Annotated in this window: 13 protein-coding genes; 6 read left to right on the plus strand and 7 right to left on the minus strand. The window is 61.4% G+C overall.

The genetic code is table 11. The features are described 5' to 3' along the window. Positions 1-2,346 carry a two-partner secretion domain-containing protein gene (locus AWB67_RS21540; RefSeq protein WP_235025251.1) on the minus strand — a complete coding sequence of 782 codons (2,346 nt, stop codon included), beginning with the start codon at positions 2,344-2,346 and terminating at the stop codon, positions 1-3. Positions 2,347-2,456: 110 nt separating this feature from the next. After that, entirely contained in the window at positions 2,457-3,134 is a 678-nt protein-coding gene (locus tag AWB67_RS21545) for a type 1 glutamine amidotransferase domain-containing protein (protein ID WP_087658257.1), read from the minus strand. Between the two features lie 273 nt (positions 3,135-3,407). Here AWB67_RS21545 and AWB67_RS21550 point away from each other — a divergent pair, with 273 nt between their 5' ends. Continuing rightward, the gene (locus AWB67_RS21550) at positions 3,408-4,034 is read left to right on the plus strand and encodes a VOC family protein (protein WP_087658258.1); all 627 of its coding nucleotides are present in this window, start codon (positions 3,408-3,410) and stop codon (positions 4,032-4,034) included. Between the two features lie 16 nt (positions 4,035-4,050). On the opposite strand, the gene AWB67_RS21555 is transcribed toward AWB67_RS21550, so the two are convergent. The 3 genes from AWB67_RS21555 to AWB67_RS21565 all read right to left on the minus strand — a co-directional run bounded on the left by AWB67_RS21555 (position 4,051) and on the right by AWB67_RS21565 (position 6,398). After that, positions 4,051-4,596 (minus strand): carbonic anhydrase, encoded by a 546-nt coding sequence (locus AWB67_RS21555; protein WP_087658259.1) that lies wholly within the window; start codon positions 4,594-4,596, stop codon positions 4,051-4,053. A 23-nt stretch (positions 4,597-4,619) separates the two neighbouring features. Then, entirely contained in the window at positions 4,620-5,366 is a 747-nt protein-coding gene (locus tag AWB67_RS21560) for an SDR family NAD(P)-dependent oxidoreductase (RefSeq protein ID WP_087658260.1), read from the minus strand. A gap of 159 nt (positions 5,367-5,525) precedes the next feature. Continuing rightward, positions 5,526-6,398: an NmrA family NAD(P)-binding protein gene (locus AWB67_RS21565; RefSeq protein WP_087658261.1), complete on the minus strand. Its 873-nt coding sequence runs from the start codon at positions 6,396-6,398 to the stop codon at positions 5,526-5,528. A gap of 263 nt (positions 6,399-6,661) precedes the next feature. Between AWB67_RS21565 and AWB67_RS21570 the strand changes: the two genes are divergently transcribed. The 3 genes from AWB67_RS21570 (at position 6,662) to AWB67_RS21585 (ending at position 9,511) form a co-directional block, all read left to right on the plus strand. Next, positions 6,662-7,570 (plus strand): LysR family transcriptional regulator, encoded by a 909-nt coding sequence (locus tag AWB67_RS21570; protein WP_087658262.1) that lies wholly within the window; start codon positions 6,662-6,664, stop codon positions 7,568-7,570. A 35-nt stretch (positions 7,571-7,605) separates the two neighbouring features. Then, positions 7,606-8,811, plus strand: a complete 1,206-nt coding sequence (locus AWB67_RS21575; protein WP_087658263.1) for a mechanosensitive ion channel family protein — start codon at positions 7,606-7,608, stop codon at positions 8,809-8,811. 382 nt (positions 8,812-9,193) lie between these two features. Then, the gene (locus AWB67_RS21585; protein ID WP_087658265.1) at positions 9,194-9,511 is read left to right on the plus strand and encodes a hypothetical protein; all 318 of its coding nucleotides are present in this window, start codon (positions 9,194-9,196) and stop codon (positions 9,509-9,511) included. 144 nt (positions 9,512-9,655) lie between these two features. Here AWB67_RS21585 and AWB67_RS21590 read toward each other — a convergent pair whose 3' ends face one another. Continuing rightward, positions 9,656-11,416 (minus strand): tannase/feruloyl esterase family alpha/beta hydrolase, encoded by a 1,761-nt coding sequence (locus tag AWB67_RS21590; RefSeq protein WP_087658266.1) that lies wholly within the window; start codon positions 11,414-11,416, stop codon positions 9,656-9,658. Between the two features lie 703 nt (positions 11,417-12,119). Here AWB67_RS21590 and AWB67_RS21595 point away from each other — a divergent pair. Together AWB67_RS21595 and AWB67_RS21600 are read left to right on the plus strand one after the other, a co-directional pair. Beyond that, entirely contained in the window at positions 12,120-12,662 is a 543-nt protein-coding gene (locus AWB67_RS21595; protein WP_200822275.1) for a hypothetical protein, read from the plus strand. Positions 12,663-12,726: 64 nt separating this feature from the next. Then, positions 12,727-14,583 (plus strand): FUSC family protein, encoded by a 1,857-nt coding sequence (locus AWB67_RS21600; RefSeq protein ID WP_087658267.1) that lies wholly within the window; start codon positions 12,727-12,729, stop codon positions 14,581-14,583. Here AWB67_RS21600 and hpaC read toward each other — a convergent pair. After that, complete coding sequence (gene hpaC, locus AWB67_RS21605) at positions 14,550-15,089, minus strand: 4-hydroxyphenylacetate 3-monooxygenase, reductase component (protein WP_087658301.1); 540 nt, start codon at positions 15,087-15,089, stop codon at positions 14,550-14,552. The genes AWB67_RS21600 and hpaC overlap by 34 nt on opposite strands. Between the last annotated feature and the right edge of the window lie 113 nt (positions 15,090-15,202).

Here is a 15,202-nt window from a genome sequence, read left to right on the forward strand (position 1 = left end):
TCACTCAGCATCGAGGGCCCAGCGCAGGACCGGATGCTGCGCGCCCGCGGGCAGGACCCATGTGCCGGTCGGGCTGAAGTCCCAGGAAGAATCGAAACTCGACACCGTGCGCATCTGCACGGTGGTCAGTCCGTTCGCGGCAGGCAGCGGAGTGCCGCCGTAGACCGATTTGGTCGCCCCCGTCATCGACACATCCCAGTAGACGTTGTTCGCAATCGTCCCGGCATTGGAAAACGCCACGCCGCCTTTTAATGCCGGATCGGCTTGCGGCACGATTTGTGTCGTCGCGAACGACTCGCTGATCGTGCCCGTTCTTCTGTTGTCGAGTACGAGACCGCCGTTGTAGTACATCTGCGCGCTACCCGTCGCATACGACTGCGTGATCGACCCGTTGTTTTGCGAGACGAGGCCGGCGCCCTCCGCATGCGATCCGCCGTACACGACGCCGGTGGCGAACGACTGGATGATCTTGCCGTCGTTGACGCCAACTAGACCGCCGTAGTCGCCCTGGCCGCCGACGTTTGCGCTGCTCCACGAGCGCTCGATGGTGCCGTCGTTGCGTGCCGCGAGGCCGCCGCCGCCGGGTCCCGTCTCTTCGGGCGAGCCCGCGCTGCCCGTCGTATGGACGTTCGAGATGAGTCCGTGATTGAAGCCGGTGAGAATGCCGGCGGGCGCATTGTAGGAACCGGATGCGTTCGAGTCGATGATGCCCAGATTGCGCACGACGGCGTAGTACCAGATCGCGCCGAAGAGACCAATGTAGGTCGGATCGGTCCCGACCTGATATCCGTTGAAATGGCTGATCGTGTGGCCCATGCCGTCGAACTGGCCGGAAAACGCGAGGCCCCCGCCGATGACGTTGATCTTGCCGACGTCCCGCGCAAGATCGAGATCGCGTCCGAGCGCATAGTTCGAGAGGAAATCCTCTCCCATCTTCACCAGATCCGCGTTCGAATTGATGAGCTTGTACACCGTGTACTGCGACTGAAGGCCGCTGAAGGGCGCCGGCTTCCATGCGCCGTTTTGCAGCACCGTCGTGCGCGCGTAGGTACCGTTCATGTCGTAATACACAGAGACGATGCCCGTTCCCTGCGACCAGTCGATAGTGCCGAGATGCGATACGCTGCCGCCGTTGTCGCGCGCCAGCGAATCGGCGCGCAACGTCAGGTTGCCTGCACCGGTATTGGAGAACGTCGCGAGCGGGCCGATCGTCACGCTGTGCAGCGCGTTCAGCGTGAGCGATGCATCGCCGCTCCAGCGCACGGGCGCGCTCACATCGATGTCACCGGTGCCGCCGTTCGCGCCCGTCGCGTTCACGGTGATCGACGTACCGCTCGACAGATTGCGCACGAGAATCGCCGAAGTCAGCGGGCCCGAGTTGAGGACTGGCGCGTTGATGTCCCATCGCGCCGCATCGATCGCGGCATCGTCGAGATGGAGCGCGTTGCCGGTCGTGAAGACCGCGCCGCCCGTGCCGTCCGCGTTCGATGCTTCGACCTTCGAATGGATGTGCGCCGTGCCCTGATCGGCGACGAGCCACACCTTGCCGTCGCGCGTCGCGGTGCCGGTCGCGCGCAGATCGTCGTTATGCCCGGCGAGTGCGAACACATTGCCGTCCGCCGCGCGAAGATCGATTTGCGCGGCTTCGATCGTGCCCTTGTTCACCACGTCGCCACGCGTGCCTGCCTGAACGAAGACTTGCGGGCCGGTCGCCGAGTCCTTCAGCAGCACACGATTTCCGGTCGCGAGTTCCACCGATCCCTTGGCTGCGTCGATGCCGCCATCGTTCTCGACGAGCTTGCGGGAGATGAGAAAGACATCGCCGCCGGTCGAGCTGATCTTGCCGAGATTGACGACGACCGCATCGCTCGACCCGGTAAGATCGAGCGATCCGCCGTTCATGAAGTTGTCGTTGCCAATGTCCAGTGTCGATGCGACGAAGCGGCCGCCCGTCGTGACGACGCCATTCGAACCAATCACAACGCCTTGCGGATTGACGAGGTAAAAGCTACCCGTCGCATTGAGCTTGCCGTCGATCACCGAGCGATCGACGCCTGTCACGCGGCTCAGCGTAGCGCCCGTGCCGTTATACACGTTGACGGTGTTGCCGTTGCCGATAGAGAAGCTGCGCCAGTCGATCACGGCGCGCGGTGTGTTCTGCGCGATGTCGATACCGTTGCCGCGTGTTGCAATCGATCCCGTGCCGGCGACGAACTGGCCGCCCTGTGGCAGCGGTCCCGCAGCAAGCGCGCTGGCGCTCATCGCAGCGAGGATGAACGCCGTTGTTACACGATGGTGCACATGACGCGCCTGTTCCGTGCGGGCGAGATGATTAGGACGCTGCATGAATTACTCCTCGATCGAGATCGCTTGGCCTCTTAGTTTTAGAACAATCTCGACAGGAGCAGAAGGAGTTTGATTCTGCGCCGGCAACCGTTCGGTTCGCGACGCGCTGACTATCCGTGCAACACCTTCAGTAAATCCTTCGCAACGGATTCGGACGATGCTGGGTTCTGTCCCGTGATCAGACGGCCATCGATGATCGACAGGGGCTGCCAGTCATCCACCTTCTCGAAGCGGCCACCGAGACGCTTCAATTCGTCTTCGACGAGAAACGGCACGATCTCGGTAAGACCGACCGCCTCTTCTTCCGAATTGGTGAAGCCGGATACGCGCTTGCCTTTGACGAGCGGTTCGCCGTTCACCTTGACGTGACGCAGCACGCCCGGCGCATGACACACTAAAGCGACTGTTTTTCCGGAGTCGTAGAAGCGCTCGATGAGCGAGATCGAATGGGGGTCCTCGGCGAGATCCCAAAGAGGGCCGTGACCGCCTGGGTAGAACACGGCGTCGTAGTCGTCGGCCTTGATATCGGCGAGCACGGCAGTTGTGGCGAGTACACGTTGCGCGGCGGGATCGCCCTTGAAACGTTCGGTGAGCGCCGTTTGGCCTTCGGGCGTGTCGCTCTTCGGGTCCAAAGGCGGCTGACCGCCCTTCGGTGAGCTGACCGTGACATCGACGCCCGCGTCCACGAACGTGAAATAGGGCGCTGCAAATTCTTCCAGCCAGAAACCGGTCTTCTTGCCCGTGTTACCGAGCCGGTCATGCGAAGTAAGCACCATCAGTATTTTCATGGTCGTCGCTCCGTCCAAATAGTGGTTCCATCCACGCGAACCGCGTGGTGAAACTACTATAGGCGGCCAATACGATAGTTTAGGGTTGAATGCCGCGTACCTGATGCTATAAAAAGAACAGTGCCGAATACAGGCCAAGTGCAGGACGTATCGATGCGCTTACAACACTGCTTCCAAGGTCTTTCTTCCGCTCGCGTCCGTTTCGCCTGGACACGAAGCGTCTCTCCCCAGCCATTTCATTCGTTCTGATTCGCCAATCAGAAGGAGACAGACATGAACAATACACAGACGCAGATCGACATGAAACTCGAGGTCGTCGTCATACCCGTAGCGGACGTGGATCGCGCAAAGCAGTTCTATGCGAGCCTGGGCTGGCGACTCGATGTCGATATCGAAAAGGACGGACAGTTTCGGGTCGTTCATTTCACTCCGCCCGGATCGCAGTGCTCGCTTCTGTTTGGCAAGGGCGTCACGACAGAAGCGCCCGGCTCGTTGCAAGGGCTGCACCTGATCGTGTCCGACGTGGTTGCAGCGCGCGAAGGGCTCGTTGGCCGTGGCGTCGACGTCAGTGAAGTGTTCCATGACGTCGGCGGCTTGTTCCATCATGCCGGCGAAGAGGGACGCTTGAGCGGCCCGCATCCGGAGCGGGCGAGCTACGGTTCGTTCGCCTCGTTTAGCGATCCCGATGGAAACGGCTGGGTCTTCCAGGAAGTGACTACCCGGTTCCCCGGAAGAGTCGATGCGGCCAACACGACATTCGCATCGTCGACGGAACTCGCAGGCGCGCTTCGCCGCGCTGCGGCCGCGCACGGTGAGCACGAGAAGCTGACCGGCAAGCACGATGAGAACTGGCCGGACTGGTACGCGGATTTCGTCGTTCGCGAGCAGGCCGTCACGTAATCGTCCACATGAGCGGCTAGTCCGCTTCGGCGCGCAGCGGTGCCGAAGGAACGACTGTCTCCACGAGGCCGGTCTTTACATAATAGACGAGACCGGTCACCGTGAACGCGGCCGGAAGATTCGGGTTCGCCTTGAGCGAGGCGATATCGAGCGCGACCGCCTTGTACGGATCGGTGATCGCGAGGTCGTCGAGTTTGTCTTCCGCGACACCCATATGCTTCGCCAGCAACTTCGGCGCGTGATGGTAGCAGCCGGCGATGCCGCAATCGGTATGTTGAAGGACCACCAGGTTCCAGCCAGCGCCCACATCTTCGCCAGCCGATCGCGATACGGTGCGCAGGATCGCCATCGTTTCCAGGAGCGCCGGATTCACCCGCCCGCCGACGTTGCGAATGACCGCCGCTTCGCCTGGCGCGAGCTTGAGCACGTCCATCGGATCGACGCGAGGATCGACGCAGCCGACGATCATCGTGCGGCGCGACGGCAGCATTTTCAGGTCGGCGGAGAAGCCGGTTTGCGCGAACTCGGCATTGCGGCTCGCGAGCGTTTCGAGAAAGTCCATGATTGCCTCTATCGGTTGAATTTTCAGGCGCGCTGCGGCAGCCGTTGGGACATCATCGCCTGCAAGCCCTTCGGGTCCTTGATGAACGCCGCGTGAATGCCGCGCGACTGATTGCCTGCGACGATCTCGTCGTTGGTGCCGGCCTCGATTGCGTCGAGTGCATCACCGACGACTTCCTGTGGCGTCATCCGCGGCTCGGGCAACTTCGCGCCCATTTCGGTTTCCGTCTGAACGGCGAGCACGCCGACCACTTGCGTGCCTTGCGCGCCCAGTTCTGCGCGCACGCTGCGCGTGAGAGACAGGCCCGCCGCCTTCGAAGCCGAGTAGGTCGCGGCGACTGGCAGGCTGACCAGCGAGAGCATAGACAGCATGTTGATCAGCGCGCCGCCGCCTTTGCTCGCGAGGATCGGAGCGAACGCACGGGTCAGCGCCAGCGTGCCAAAGTAGTTGACGTCCATCTCGCGACGGGCGTCGTCGATGGAATGAGCCGAGATCGCGCCTTCGAACGCGGCGTAACCGGCGTTGTTGATGAGGAGCGTCACGTCCGATGCGATGGCTGCGGCTGCGGCCACCTGATCGGGATCGGTGACGTCGAGCGGCAACGGCACGAGGCGACGGTCGCCATCCTTGAGCAGTTCCTTGAGCGACGTGGTGTCGCGTGCAGCGACGTAAATCTTCGAAGCGCCACGCTTCAGCAGTTCGGCGACGTACGCGCGTCCGATGCCACGGTTGGCGCCAGTAACAAGAGCGACGGATTGAGCGATTTTCATGATGATGACCTTTTGAAGTTAAAGAGAGGTAAGGGGTGGTTCCGCTTGCTTGGGCTTAACTATCGTCTATCGCCGAAGCGCCCGGTAGCCGCTCTTTCTAGCTATGACTTATCCTGGAACAGCATGGATAACGTCGAGCGACGACCGGGCTGCGTTTGCTTAACGCTCGATGACAAACTTCGAGAGATTCGTCTTGATGAATTGCTCGACCGTCGTCAGCGGCTGGCCGATGATCTCGGTACCGGTGCTGTCAGTGCCCGCCAGCAAGCCTTCCTGCTGATCGATCGTGACGGCTTCGAAGTGTCGGCGCATCGCATCGGCGTCCTGGAGGCCGAACAGTTCGAGGAACGTCGAGACGGTGACATGCTCGTACGGCATGTTCTTGCCCAGCACGCGGCTCACTTCGGCGGCGAGTTCCTCATGGCTGTATTCGACGGGGCCGTGCAGCGGCAGCGCCTTGCCGACGTGGGGAGCCGGATTGGCGACGATGCCCGCGACGATGCGCGCAATGTCGCTGCCCGCGATCGGCGCAAAACGGCTGTCCTTGTTGTACGGCATCACGTAACGGCCGTAGCGGATTTGCGGCGCGATGTAGAGCAGCCATTCGGCAAAGAACGTCACCCGCAGATGCACGGACGGCACGCCGGACCAGTTGAAAATCTGCTCGGATAGCCAGTGGTTTTGCGTCGCCTTGCTGCGTGCAGCAGGCCGAGACTGCTTGTGCGACATGTTGACGATCAGATCCAGTTGCTGCTCTTTCGCGGCTTGCGCGAAAATCACGGCCGCTTCGACCAGTCCTTCGGCGAGCGGAAAGACGAAATACGCGCGCTGGACGCCATTCATGGCAAGGCGGATATCACGCAGGCTCTTCATGTCGCCGAATACGACTTCGGCGCCCAGGTCGCGCAGCCGTTGCGCGCGGTGATCGTCTTGGCGCACCAGTGCGCGGACATAAAAACCTTTTTCAAGCAGACGTTCGACGGTCGGACGGCCGGTGTCACCAGACGCGCCGGTTACGAGGACTGTGGTCATATCAATTACTCCGGATACGAAGTCGCGGCTTAAAAAAAGCGGCTGACTTCGGTTGCAGGGCTGTCGAGGCATCGGAATCAGGGCCCTTGCGTGACTCCGATCAAGGCTTGGCAATCGATGCCGAACCACGCCGACAATTTGGCGTCTGCGCTTCGATTTCGGTAGCCGGTGAATTCGGCTAACATTTATGCTGGCCGAGCATCGGTGCGGTGGCTCGCCGGCTCGCCGGCTCGCCGGCTGTTTCGTCGGAAGAAGGAGGGAGCTTGAAGGACGTCCTGACGTTCAGGCTTTACACCCGCGTCGCCCGGCTCGGCAGCTTTTCGGCGGCCGCGCGGGAATGCGGGTTGGCGCAATCGCAAGTGTCGCGGATGATCGCCGAACTCGAAGCGGGCCTCGGCGCCCGCTTGCTCACGCGGACCACGCGCGCCGTCGTGCCGACCGAAGCGGGCCTTGAGTTTCTCGCACGCATGGAGCCGATCCTGGCGGCGATCGACGACGCGGAGAACAGCGTCCGCGAGACGGGGGAACTGCGCGGCGTGCTGCGCCTCGCCATGCCTTCGACGATGGCCATATGCGTGATCATGCCGCGCCTATCGGCCTTCACTGAGCGTCATCCATTGCTCAAGGTCGAGATCATGCTCGACGACCGATGGCAGGACATGATCCGCGAAGCGGTCGATGTCGGCATCCGCGTGGGCAGCCTGCCGGACTCCGCGGGCACCGCTAAGCTGATCGGAACGATGCATCGCGTGGTCGTTGCTTCGCGTCGTTATCTGGACCGGCATGGCGCGCCGCTGCTGCCGGAGGACATTGCCAGGCATCGTGTCGTGGGCGGACCGGCCGGGTCGCATGTGTCGTCGTGGCAATTCGAACGCGAGGGCGAGACGACATCGATCGACGTGCAACCGCACGTTTCCACTAACGACACGGCGGGTGCGCTGGCCGCGGCGGCTGCGGGTCTCGGCATCGTCTCGACGACATCGTGGGCGTGTCGATCGCAAATCGAAGAGGGCACGCTCGTGCGCCTGCTGCCCGAATGGACCATGGCGCAACTCCCTGTGCATGCGTATTTCCCGATGGGGCGAGCCACGCGCATGGCGGCCCGCGCGTTCGTCGATTTCATCGCGGAAGAGCTCACGAACGGACCTCGCGATTTCGTAGCCGCAGCGTAGTCACCAACATCGGTTCGCCGTAACCCGGAGTGTCCATGTTCGACAAGTACTTGCGTATCGAAAGTGGCCCCGACTGGCACCACTTCTACGTCTACACGGACAGTTGGTTCGTTGCGATGTTGCTCGTGGTCGCCTTGCTGCTCGCGATCTTTCTGGCGAGCGCGATCTGCTATTACGTGACGCGCTCGGTCATGTTGTTGATCGTGAGCCGCCTCGCGCGCAAGAAAGGGCGCAAGTGGCTGAGCGCCGCCGAGCGGCATCGCGTGTTCCACCGGCTCGCGCCGCTCGTGCCAGCGGGGATCATCTATGCGTCGGCGCCGCTGCTTTCCGGCCTCACGTTTCCCTTGATCGCAGCGCTCGGACGGCCATTGGCGATCATCGCGGCGTGCTACATGGTCTACACGCTGCTGCGCGCGGCGCTTGCGTTGCGTGACAGTATCGACGAACGCTACAGCCACTTTCCATCCGCAAGCGAGAGGCCGATCAAGAGCTTCCTTCAGATCGCGACCATCGTCGTTTACCTGGTCGCGCTGATCGCTATCGTCTCGCTGCTGATGGAGCGTTCGCCCGTCTATCTTCTCACGGGCTTAAGCGCGATCACGGCGCTTCTAATCATTATCTTCCGCGACTCGCTGCTCGGCTTCGTCGCCAGCATCCAGCTCGCGGCCTACGACATGTTGCGCGTGGGCGACTGGATCGAAGTGCCGGGGTTCATCGCAGACGGCACGGTGATCGATATCGCGTTGAATACCATCAAGGTGCGCAACTTCGATAACACCATCGTGATGTTGCCGAGCCAGGTGCTTCTGGCGAACAGCGTGAAAAACTGGCGCGGCATGATCGAGTCGGGCGGAAGGCGTCTTCGGCATGCCATTCATTTCGACGCGGATACGATCCGCTTTCCCGACGAAGCGTTGCTCGCGCGTTTGCACGAAGCCATTCAACGGCCGCTCGTCTTGCCCGAAGGCGAGCTTCGCACGAACCTTGGCTTGTATCGACGTTACCTGAGCGCCTACTTCGGGGATCACCCGGCAGTGCGGCGCGACATGCCACTCGTGATACGGCAAGTGCAATCGAGGGAGCCGGTGGTCGCGCTGGAGATCTGCCTCTATATCGACGAGATACGCTGGGAGCTCTACGAGAGCCTACAGTCGGACATGCTCGATCACGCTTATGGGGTCTTGCCGCTTTTTGGCCTGCGGTGTTGGCAGCGGGAACGCGTAGTGTCTGTTATGCCGTAACGATATCGCTTCCCCAGATGGATGAATTTGAATTAGCCCGGCTGATACGTATGCGGCCGACTGGCTCCGGTATCTCGATTGTTGCTATGAAAGGCGGGTTCATGAGCGGGACAAGGAAAGCACGCGCGATGCAGGGTTCGATTTTCACCTTACCAAGCCGGTGGATTACGAAAGGTTGGGAGATATTGGCGCGGGCGGGGGCTGAGTGAAGTGAGAAGTTTTCATTGTCCTTGTTATCGAGCGGATCATGAAAACCGCTCGCTGCGAGGCACATCGTGTTTCGGTGCCGATAAGGACACGCGGCACGGTGTTTGCTCCACTCGTGATCAAGCAGACGACCTTTGTCTGCCTGTTTATTCCAGTCTGAAAGGAGGAACGGATCATGAGCAAGGCAATGAACACGTTAATCGCAGCCGTCGCTACAGTTGCGCTGTCAGGCAGCGTTTATGCGCAGTCAGCGGGAGGCTCGAGCGGCGCGGGTTCGGCAGGTAGCACGGCCAGCCCGTCGAATCAGATGAACGGTGCAACGGGCGGCTACGGCGCACCGAGCGGCACCAACTCGGACAGCGGCATGGGCGCCAAGGCGCCGAACTCGGGGCTGCCGAGCACGAACAGCAACTCGACGTCGGGCAACAGCGCTCCCAAGAGCAATAACACGCTCGCGACCCCGAGCGTAGTGTCACCGGCCGCGGGCCAATAGCGGCTGCAATCGCGTAGGGCGCAGGAGTAGTTTCGATCCGTCGTCCTGGCTACGAAATCGCCTCCCAGCAAGCCTGAAAGCGATAGGCCCTCTCCGCCGTAGTGTTGGAGGAGAGGGCCCGTCGAGTCCGGAATTCCGCTTAGGTTAAGGCGCCGCTACACCCTGCGTCTTCGGGCTATACGACGTATAGAAGCTAGCCCCGGCCCAAGTGGGCGCAGCCTCGTTATACAACGGCGCACCTTGCGTGTAATTGGCGCTGCTGTGCCAATCACCCGTGCCGGTGTACTTCGCTACCGCCGGATACGGATACACGGGACGCGAGGCCGTCACGACATTCGACGCATCCGTCTGGTAAGTCGTGACGGCATTCGGCGCGCTTCCTTGCTCGACCCACCCAGTGATCTGCGACACCAGGTCGATGTTAGGGAAGCCTTCGCCGCCGCCGCAGTGTCCGACGCCCGGTACCACGTAGAGACGCGCGAACTCGTCTGCAGCCGATTCGCCCATCGTGCTCATCAACGCTTGGTAATAAGCGATCGTGAAGAGCGGCGAGATGTGCTGGTCGGCCCAGCCGTGCCAGAGGATCAGCTTGCCGCCGGCCTGCTTGAACGCCGAGAGATCCGGGCTCGTCGCATCGTTGAGCGGGTGATTGGCCTGAAGATAATTCGCGTAGAAACTCGCATCGCGGTAGCCGAACGTGTCGATGTTCGGCATCGTCGGCGAACCCGTGATGATCAGGTTGTAGGCACCGGTGACGATCGTGTAGCTGAAGAGGCTCGTGACGGGCACGGGGGCGTCTGTCGAGTTCGTCGTCGGCACTTCAACGCCGACCCAGTTCGCTTCGGAACCATACTGCGGCGAACCTGCGAGCATCTTTACGCCGGTATTGGTATCCGTCGGGCCGCTATAGATCTTGGTGGCCGTGGCGACTTCCGCGGCGGTCAGGCAACTGCTCGTGTCGGATGCGCTCGCGCCGCACTGAATCGATGCGGGGTCGAAGTGGCAGTTGCGCGGATCGGCGAGGAGACCGTCGGGCACGCCGGCCTGGCCACCGCATGCGGCCACCACTGCCTTGTGGAGCACCAGTGCCTTGTCGGCATACAGCACGGCTTTGCCTGCGCTGGTGCCCGTCGTGCTGTTCGACTCGACGCTCCAGCCGTGATAGAGAGAGTTCTGAATCTGGAAGTGCGCGGCCGGGGCACCCACGACGATGCCGTTGTAGTCGGACGGGTAACGCTGTGCCGCCATCAGCCCTTCGCGCCCGCCATCCGAGCAACCGACGAAGTACGAATACTTCTGCACTTGCCCGTAGTAAGCCTGAATCAGCTTCTTCGCAGCGAGCGTCGTGATGTGCTGTCCGCGATAGGCGAAGTCAGCCTGCTTTTGCGGGTCCGTCGTCCACGCTGAACTCTGACCGGAGTGGCCCATGTCCGTCGCTGCGGTGACGAAGCCGCCTTGCTGCACGAGCGGGCAGGTGTAGCTGAAGCTGAACGAGGTTTGCTTGGTCGGGTCGCTCAGATTGCCGCACAGGCCGCCGCAGCCCAGTTCCGCGAAGCGCTGAGTCCAGCCGTTCACAGGCAGGGCGACCTCGAACGTGTTCGACGGCGCAAGCGTGCCCTTGACGGCACAGAAGGACACTGAGGCGCCGTTGATGGTGGCGGTCGTCACCGTAGCGGAGGTAATCGAACTGCCGGCTCCGCCGATGTCGGTGATGTCCACCGCGGCAAGCTTGGAACAATCGACGCTGGGCTTGACCACGGCCAATGGCGTATTGCTCGAACTGCTGCTACCGCCGCCGCACGCGGTGACGATGGCAGCCGTGACGCAAGTGACGGCTAGTGTTAGCAGCGAACCAACTCGTGCGGGTCTGCGCGAAAGGCGCGCGATGGAATCCAGAACTCTCATACTTTTTTCCTTGAAGTGATTCTTCTATGGGCTGCAACGGAATGACACTCGATTTCTAGATCTGCGACGACCTCATGTTTGAGTTTCGATAAGCGTCGGCCTTTGAGAGACGCTGTTCCGCTTAGGGACGATTCGCTGCTGGCGGATGTGAACGTACCCGTATGGAACGGGCGGAAAAGAGAGGGTTAACCATTGAGTTAGCTTCACGGCTGGCGGCAAGTCCTCCGGCGTGGCGGCCGATAAACCTTGCATGCGTGGGCTTCGGGATGCCTATAGGCGACGGTTCTTATCCACTGCCGATCGACTACGGCGATAAGCAAATTAGATAGGCGCGGAAAGCGTTTGAAAAAAGGAGGCGCCGCAGTCGCATGCTGCTTGCGATCCACTGCACTCTGGCATTGTGGGCCGTCCTGTTGCGAATTCATTCACGGCCTATCTGATCTGCTTATCGCAATGCGATCGCTCAAGCCATCGACAAAAACCTTTCGATAACCTGTCGGCATACGTCCGCGTCTTTGCAGGAACGGCTTGCTGGTCTTCATGCTGGACAGAGGTCATCTTTAATGGTTGAGGTTCTTGCCATTCCATCTGGTTAACCCGCTCTTTTGTGCTCCGAGGTCGTTTGGTTATCTTCGAAAGGTATCGAAGCCACATCCATCACGAAGGCAGGACCCGCGACATCATTAATCAGAGGGAGACACATATGGGCGGCAACATCAGAACGAGCGGCAACGACTTCGACAAGCGCTTCGCATCGAGTGCAGACGCTAAGCCGCGACGTGATGCGATAGTCCGTGCCGGCGTGGCGGGTGGACTGACAGGCGCGATCATCATCTGGATTTACGAGGCTCTGATCTGGGTGGGCGCGCAACACTTGATGCCCCTCGCAGGTATTCCGCGCAACGCTCCGGGCCTCGTCTTCGGCAAGGCGTTTCAAGAGTCGATCGGCGGGTGGGCGTATCTGATCGGCACAGGGATTCACTTTGTCTTTGCGATTGGCTGGGGCATCTTGTTCGCCATGATCTGGCCGTACTTTCGCCGCCGCGGATATGAAGCGACGTTCGTCGCTTTGTTCTACGCGATCCTTGCGTGGATCGTGATGCACGTCGCGATCGCCATCGCCTCTGACAATCATCCGAATTACCTCGATCCGGTCGTGATCATCGGAGGGTTCATGTCGCACTTTTGCTTTACGGTTCCGCTTGCGCTGATCGTCAAGAGAATGCTTGCTAAGGGCACAGCCTGATAAGAGAAACGCGAGGCGAAGTCCGGGTAGACTCGGGGCACGTCATCCTCGCAGGTGTCCGCGCATGAAAGACCCCCTTCGCTCGACATCGGAGACGCAAGCGCCGCCTCGGCCTTCGTTCGAGTTGCGCGCGCTGTTCAGCTTCCGCAAGTCGGGACCGCGATTACCTGTCGCATGCCGCGCTGCGTTCAGTATCGGGTTGCCTGTCGCCATCGGCTGGGCGGTTGGCGACGTATCGGCGGGACTGATGGCGACGATCGGCGCGCTCACGTCCTTGTACGCATCGGACCGGCCGTATGCGAATCGCGCTTGGGTCCTCGCGGGCATAGCGCTCTCGTTCAGCGTGATCGTCACGCTCGGCGTATGGGCTCAGCAATGGCCGGTCATGGCGGTGCCGCTCGTCGTCGTGATCGCAATGGCAGCCACCTTCGTCTGCCACTCGCTCAGGATCGGGCCGCCGGGCGCCTATATGTTCACGCTGGCGTGTGCCGCTGCCACGGCGATACCGGTTCCCGTCGATCGAGTAGGTTGGCTCGTGCTCGGCGGAGGGACGGTGTCATGGCTCGTTCACATGTCCGGGGCGCTCATCGCGCCGAGGGGACCGGAGACGTCGGCAGTTGCTGCCGCTGCGCAAGCGGTGGCACGGTTCGCGCAGACTTCGGGCATCGGCGCGAAAGATCGTCCCCGTCATGAGGCAGCGTTGGCGCTCCATGACGCCTGGGCCGCGCTCGTCACGTTTCAGCCTGCGGACGGACGCACAGATAACGCGCTCACGCGTTTGCGCGCGCTGAATCGCGAGCTGCACATAATCTTTGCAGCGTGCGTCAGCGCTGATGATTCGCTTGCCGCGACACCGGAGACATTGGCGAAGCGAGCCCGCGAAATTGGCGCAGAGACAAGAACCCTTGGCGAAGGCGTGAACGACGTTCAGGTCCCGCTAGGGCGTCTTCGAACGTCGCACTTGCTGCTGGAAAACCTGACGCTCTACTCGCCGGCTTCAGGGGTGACGATGCGGGTCGGAATAGCGGTGGCGATTGCCGGTGCGATCGGCGCGGCTTTGAGCCTGGAGCGCGCTTACTGGGCGATGGCGGCCGCCGTACTCGTGTTGCACATGGGCCTGGATTGGGCGCGAACCTTGCAGCGAGGATTGGAGCGAACTGTCGGCACATTGATCGGCCTCGTGCTGGCGGGTGCGATTCTCGCCGTTCATCCCACGGGCCTGTGGCTCGTCGCGACGTTGATGTGCCTTCAGTTTCTTATCGAGATGCTGGTCACGCGCAACTACGCATTGGCTGTCGTGTTCGTTACCTGTATCGCCTTGGTGATCGCCTCCGACGACCACGCATTGCGCGATCCAGCGGTTTTGCTCTGGGCACGTGCGATCGATACCGCCATTGGTTGTGGCGTGGGCCTGCTCGTTCATGCGCTCTTCGGACCGCGTGGTGCTCCTGTCTCGTTGCATCAGCAGATCGCCCGGACGTTGGTGACCGCGCAGACCGCACTCGATCACGTTGCCGCAGCCGATGTGACGTCGGATGAAGCACTGCACGTGCGGCGCGAACTTCAGCATGGCATTTTCAGACTAGTGACGTCCTATGAAGCGAATACCGGTGGCTTCGCGCGCGATCCAGCCATCGATGAGCGCATGTGGCCAACGGTCGTCGCCACGCAAAGGTTAGGCTACAAGATCCTCGCTGCTTGCTGGTCTATCGAATCGGTGGGCTCGTCTTCTCCTGCGCATCTCGCGCGGGAGGAACTCGCAAACGTCAACGCAGCGCTATCCAAACTCATCACGGCAGTGCATGACGGCACCGGCCCGATAACGCCTCACGAATTGTCCGATTTTCTAAAGGACGAAATACGTGATCTAAGTGACTCGCTCGTTCCCTACCGCTCCACACCCGCACGCGGAACGCGATGAAAATTCCGCCCGAAGTAGATCAAGCCATCGCCTTCGTCGCGCACGCTGATCTCGTTCGTCTGCACGAAGATCACCGAATGCGAACCCACTTCCTTCGCCTCGACGATGGTGCCCTGCAGACTCGCCAGCGCATCGCGCAGGACCGGCACACCATGCGAACCCTCGTCCCATAGCGGCAACGAGAAGCGCTCGTCCATCGAAAGCTGCGTGAGGCCCGCGAAGTGACGCGCCGTTTCCTCGCGATGCGCCGGCAGCACGTTGATGCAGACATGCCGATTGCGCACGAACGCTGCGTGCATCGAGCTCGACCGATTCAGGCACACGAGCAGTGTCGGCGGCGCATCGGTGACGGAGCACACGGCGCTCGCCGTGATGCCGCAGCGCCCGAATGGGCCGTTGGTGGTCACCACGTTCACTGCGGCGCCCAGATGCGCCATCGCCTGGCGAAACTGCTGGCGGGCCGGCTCGATGTCGGGGCGTGATGCTTGAAGGGGCAGGGCGGACATGTAATCGTCTCCGGTTTTGTTCGTATCCATGTTATTTATCAGATTGCGATTCAAGCGTACGCGGCGAAGCGCACGAAGGAAATCCGCATGATTGGCCCATGTGCCCGGCATCG

The sequence above is a fragment of the Caballeronia terrestris genome, from assembly GCF_001544515.1.
Lineage (GTDB): Bacteria > Pseudomonadota > Gammaproteobacteria > Burkholderiales > Burkholderiaceae > Caballeronia > Caballeronia terrestris.

What these genes read in the sequence shown, in the direction of transcription:
- AWB67_RS21600 (WP_087658267.1), top strand. Translation starts at nt 12,727, where the DNA reads ATGAAAGACCCCCTTCGCTCGACATCGGAGACGCAAGCGCCGCCTCGG.
- AWB67_RS21560 (WP_087658260.1), bottom strand. Translation starts at nt 5,366, where the DNA reads ATGAAAATCGCTCAATCCGTCGCTCTTGTTACTGGCGCCAACCGTGGC.
- hpaC (WP_087658301.1), bottom strand. Translation starts at nt 15,089, where the DNA reads ATGTCCGCCCTGCCCCTTCAAGCATCACGCCCCGACATCGAGCCGGCC.
- AWB67_RS21550 (WP_087658258.1), top strand. Translation starts at nt 3,408, where the DNA reads ATGAACAATACACAGACGCAGATCGACATGAAACTCGAGGTCGTCGTC.
- AWB67_RS21540 (WP_235025251.1), bottom strand. Translation starts at nt 2,346, where the DNA reads ATGCAGCGTCCTAATCATCTCGCCCGCACGGAACAGGCGCGTCATGTG.
- AWB67_RS21555 (WP_087658259.1), bottom strand. Translation starts at nt 4,596, where the DNA reads ATGGACTTTCTCGAAACGCTCGCGAGCCGCAATGCCGAGTTCGCGCAA.
- AWB67_RS21585 (WP_087658265.1), top strand. Translation starts at nt 9,194, where the DNA reads ATGAGCAAGGCAATGAACACGTTAATCGCAGCCGTCGCTACAGTTGCG.
- AWB67_RS21565 (WP_087658261.1), bottom strand. Translation starts at nt 6,398, where the DNA reads ATGACCACAGTCCTCGTAACCGGCGCGTCTGGTGACACCGGCCGTCCG.
- AWB67_RS21545 (WP_087658257.1), bottom strand. Translation starts at nt 3,134, where the DNA reads ATGAAAATACTGATGGTGCTTACTTCGCATGACCGGCTCGGTAACACG.
- AWB67_RS21595 (WP_200822275.1), top strand. Translation starts at nt 12,120, where the DNA reads ATGGGCGGCAACATCAGAACGAGCGGCAACGACTTCGACAAGCGCTTC.
- AWB67_RS21590 (WP_087658266.1), bottom strand. Translation starts at nt 11,416, where the DNA reads ATGAGAGTTCTGGATTCCATCGCGCGCCTTTCGCGCAGACCCGCACGA.
- AWB67_RS21575 (WP_087658263.1), top strand. Translation starts at nt 7,606, where the DNA reads ATGTTCGACAAGTACTTGCGTATCGAAAGTGGCCCCGACTGGCACCAC.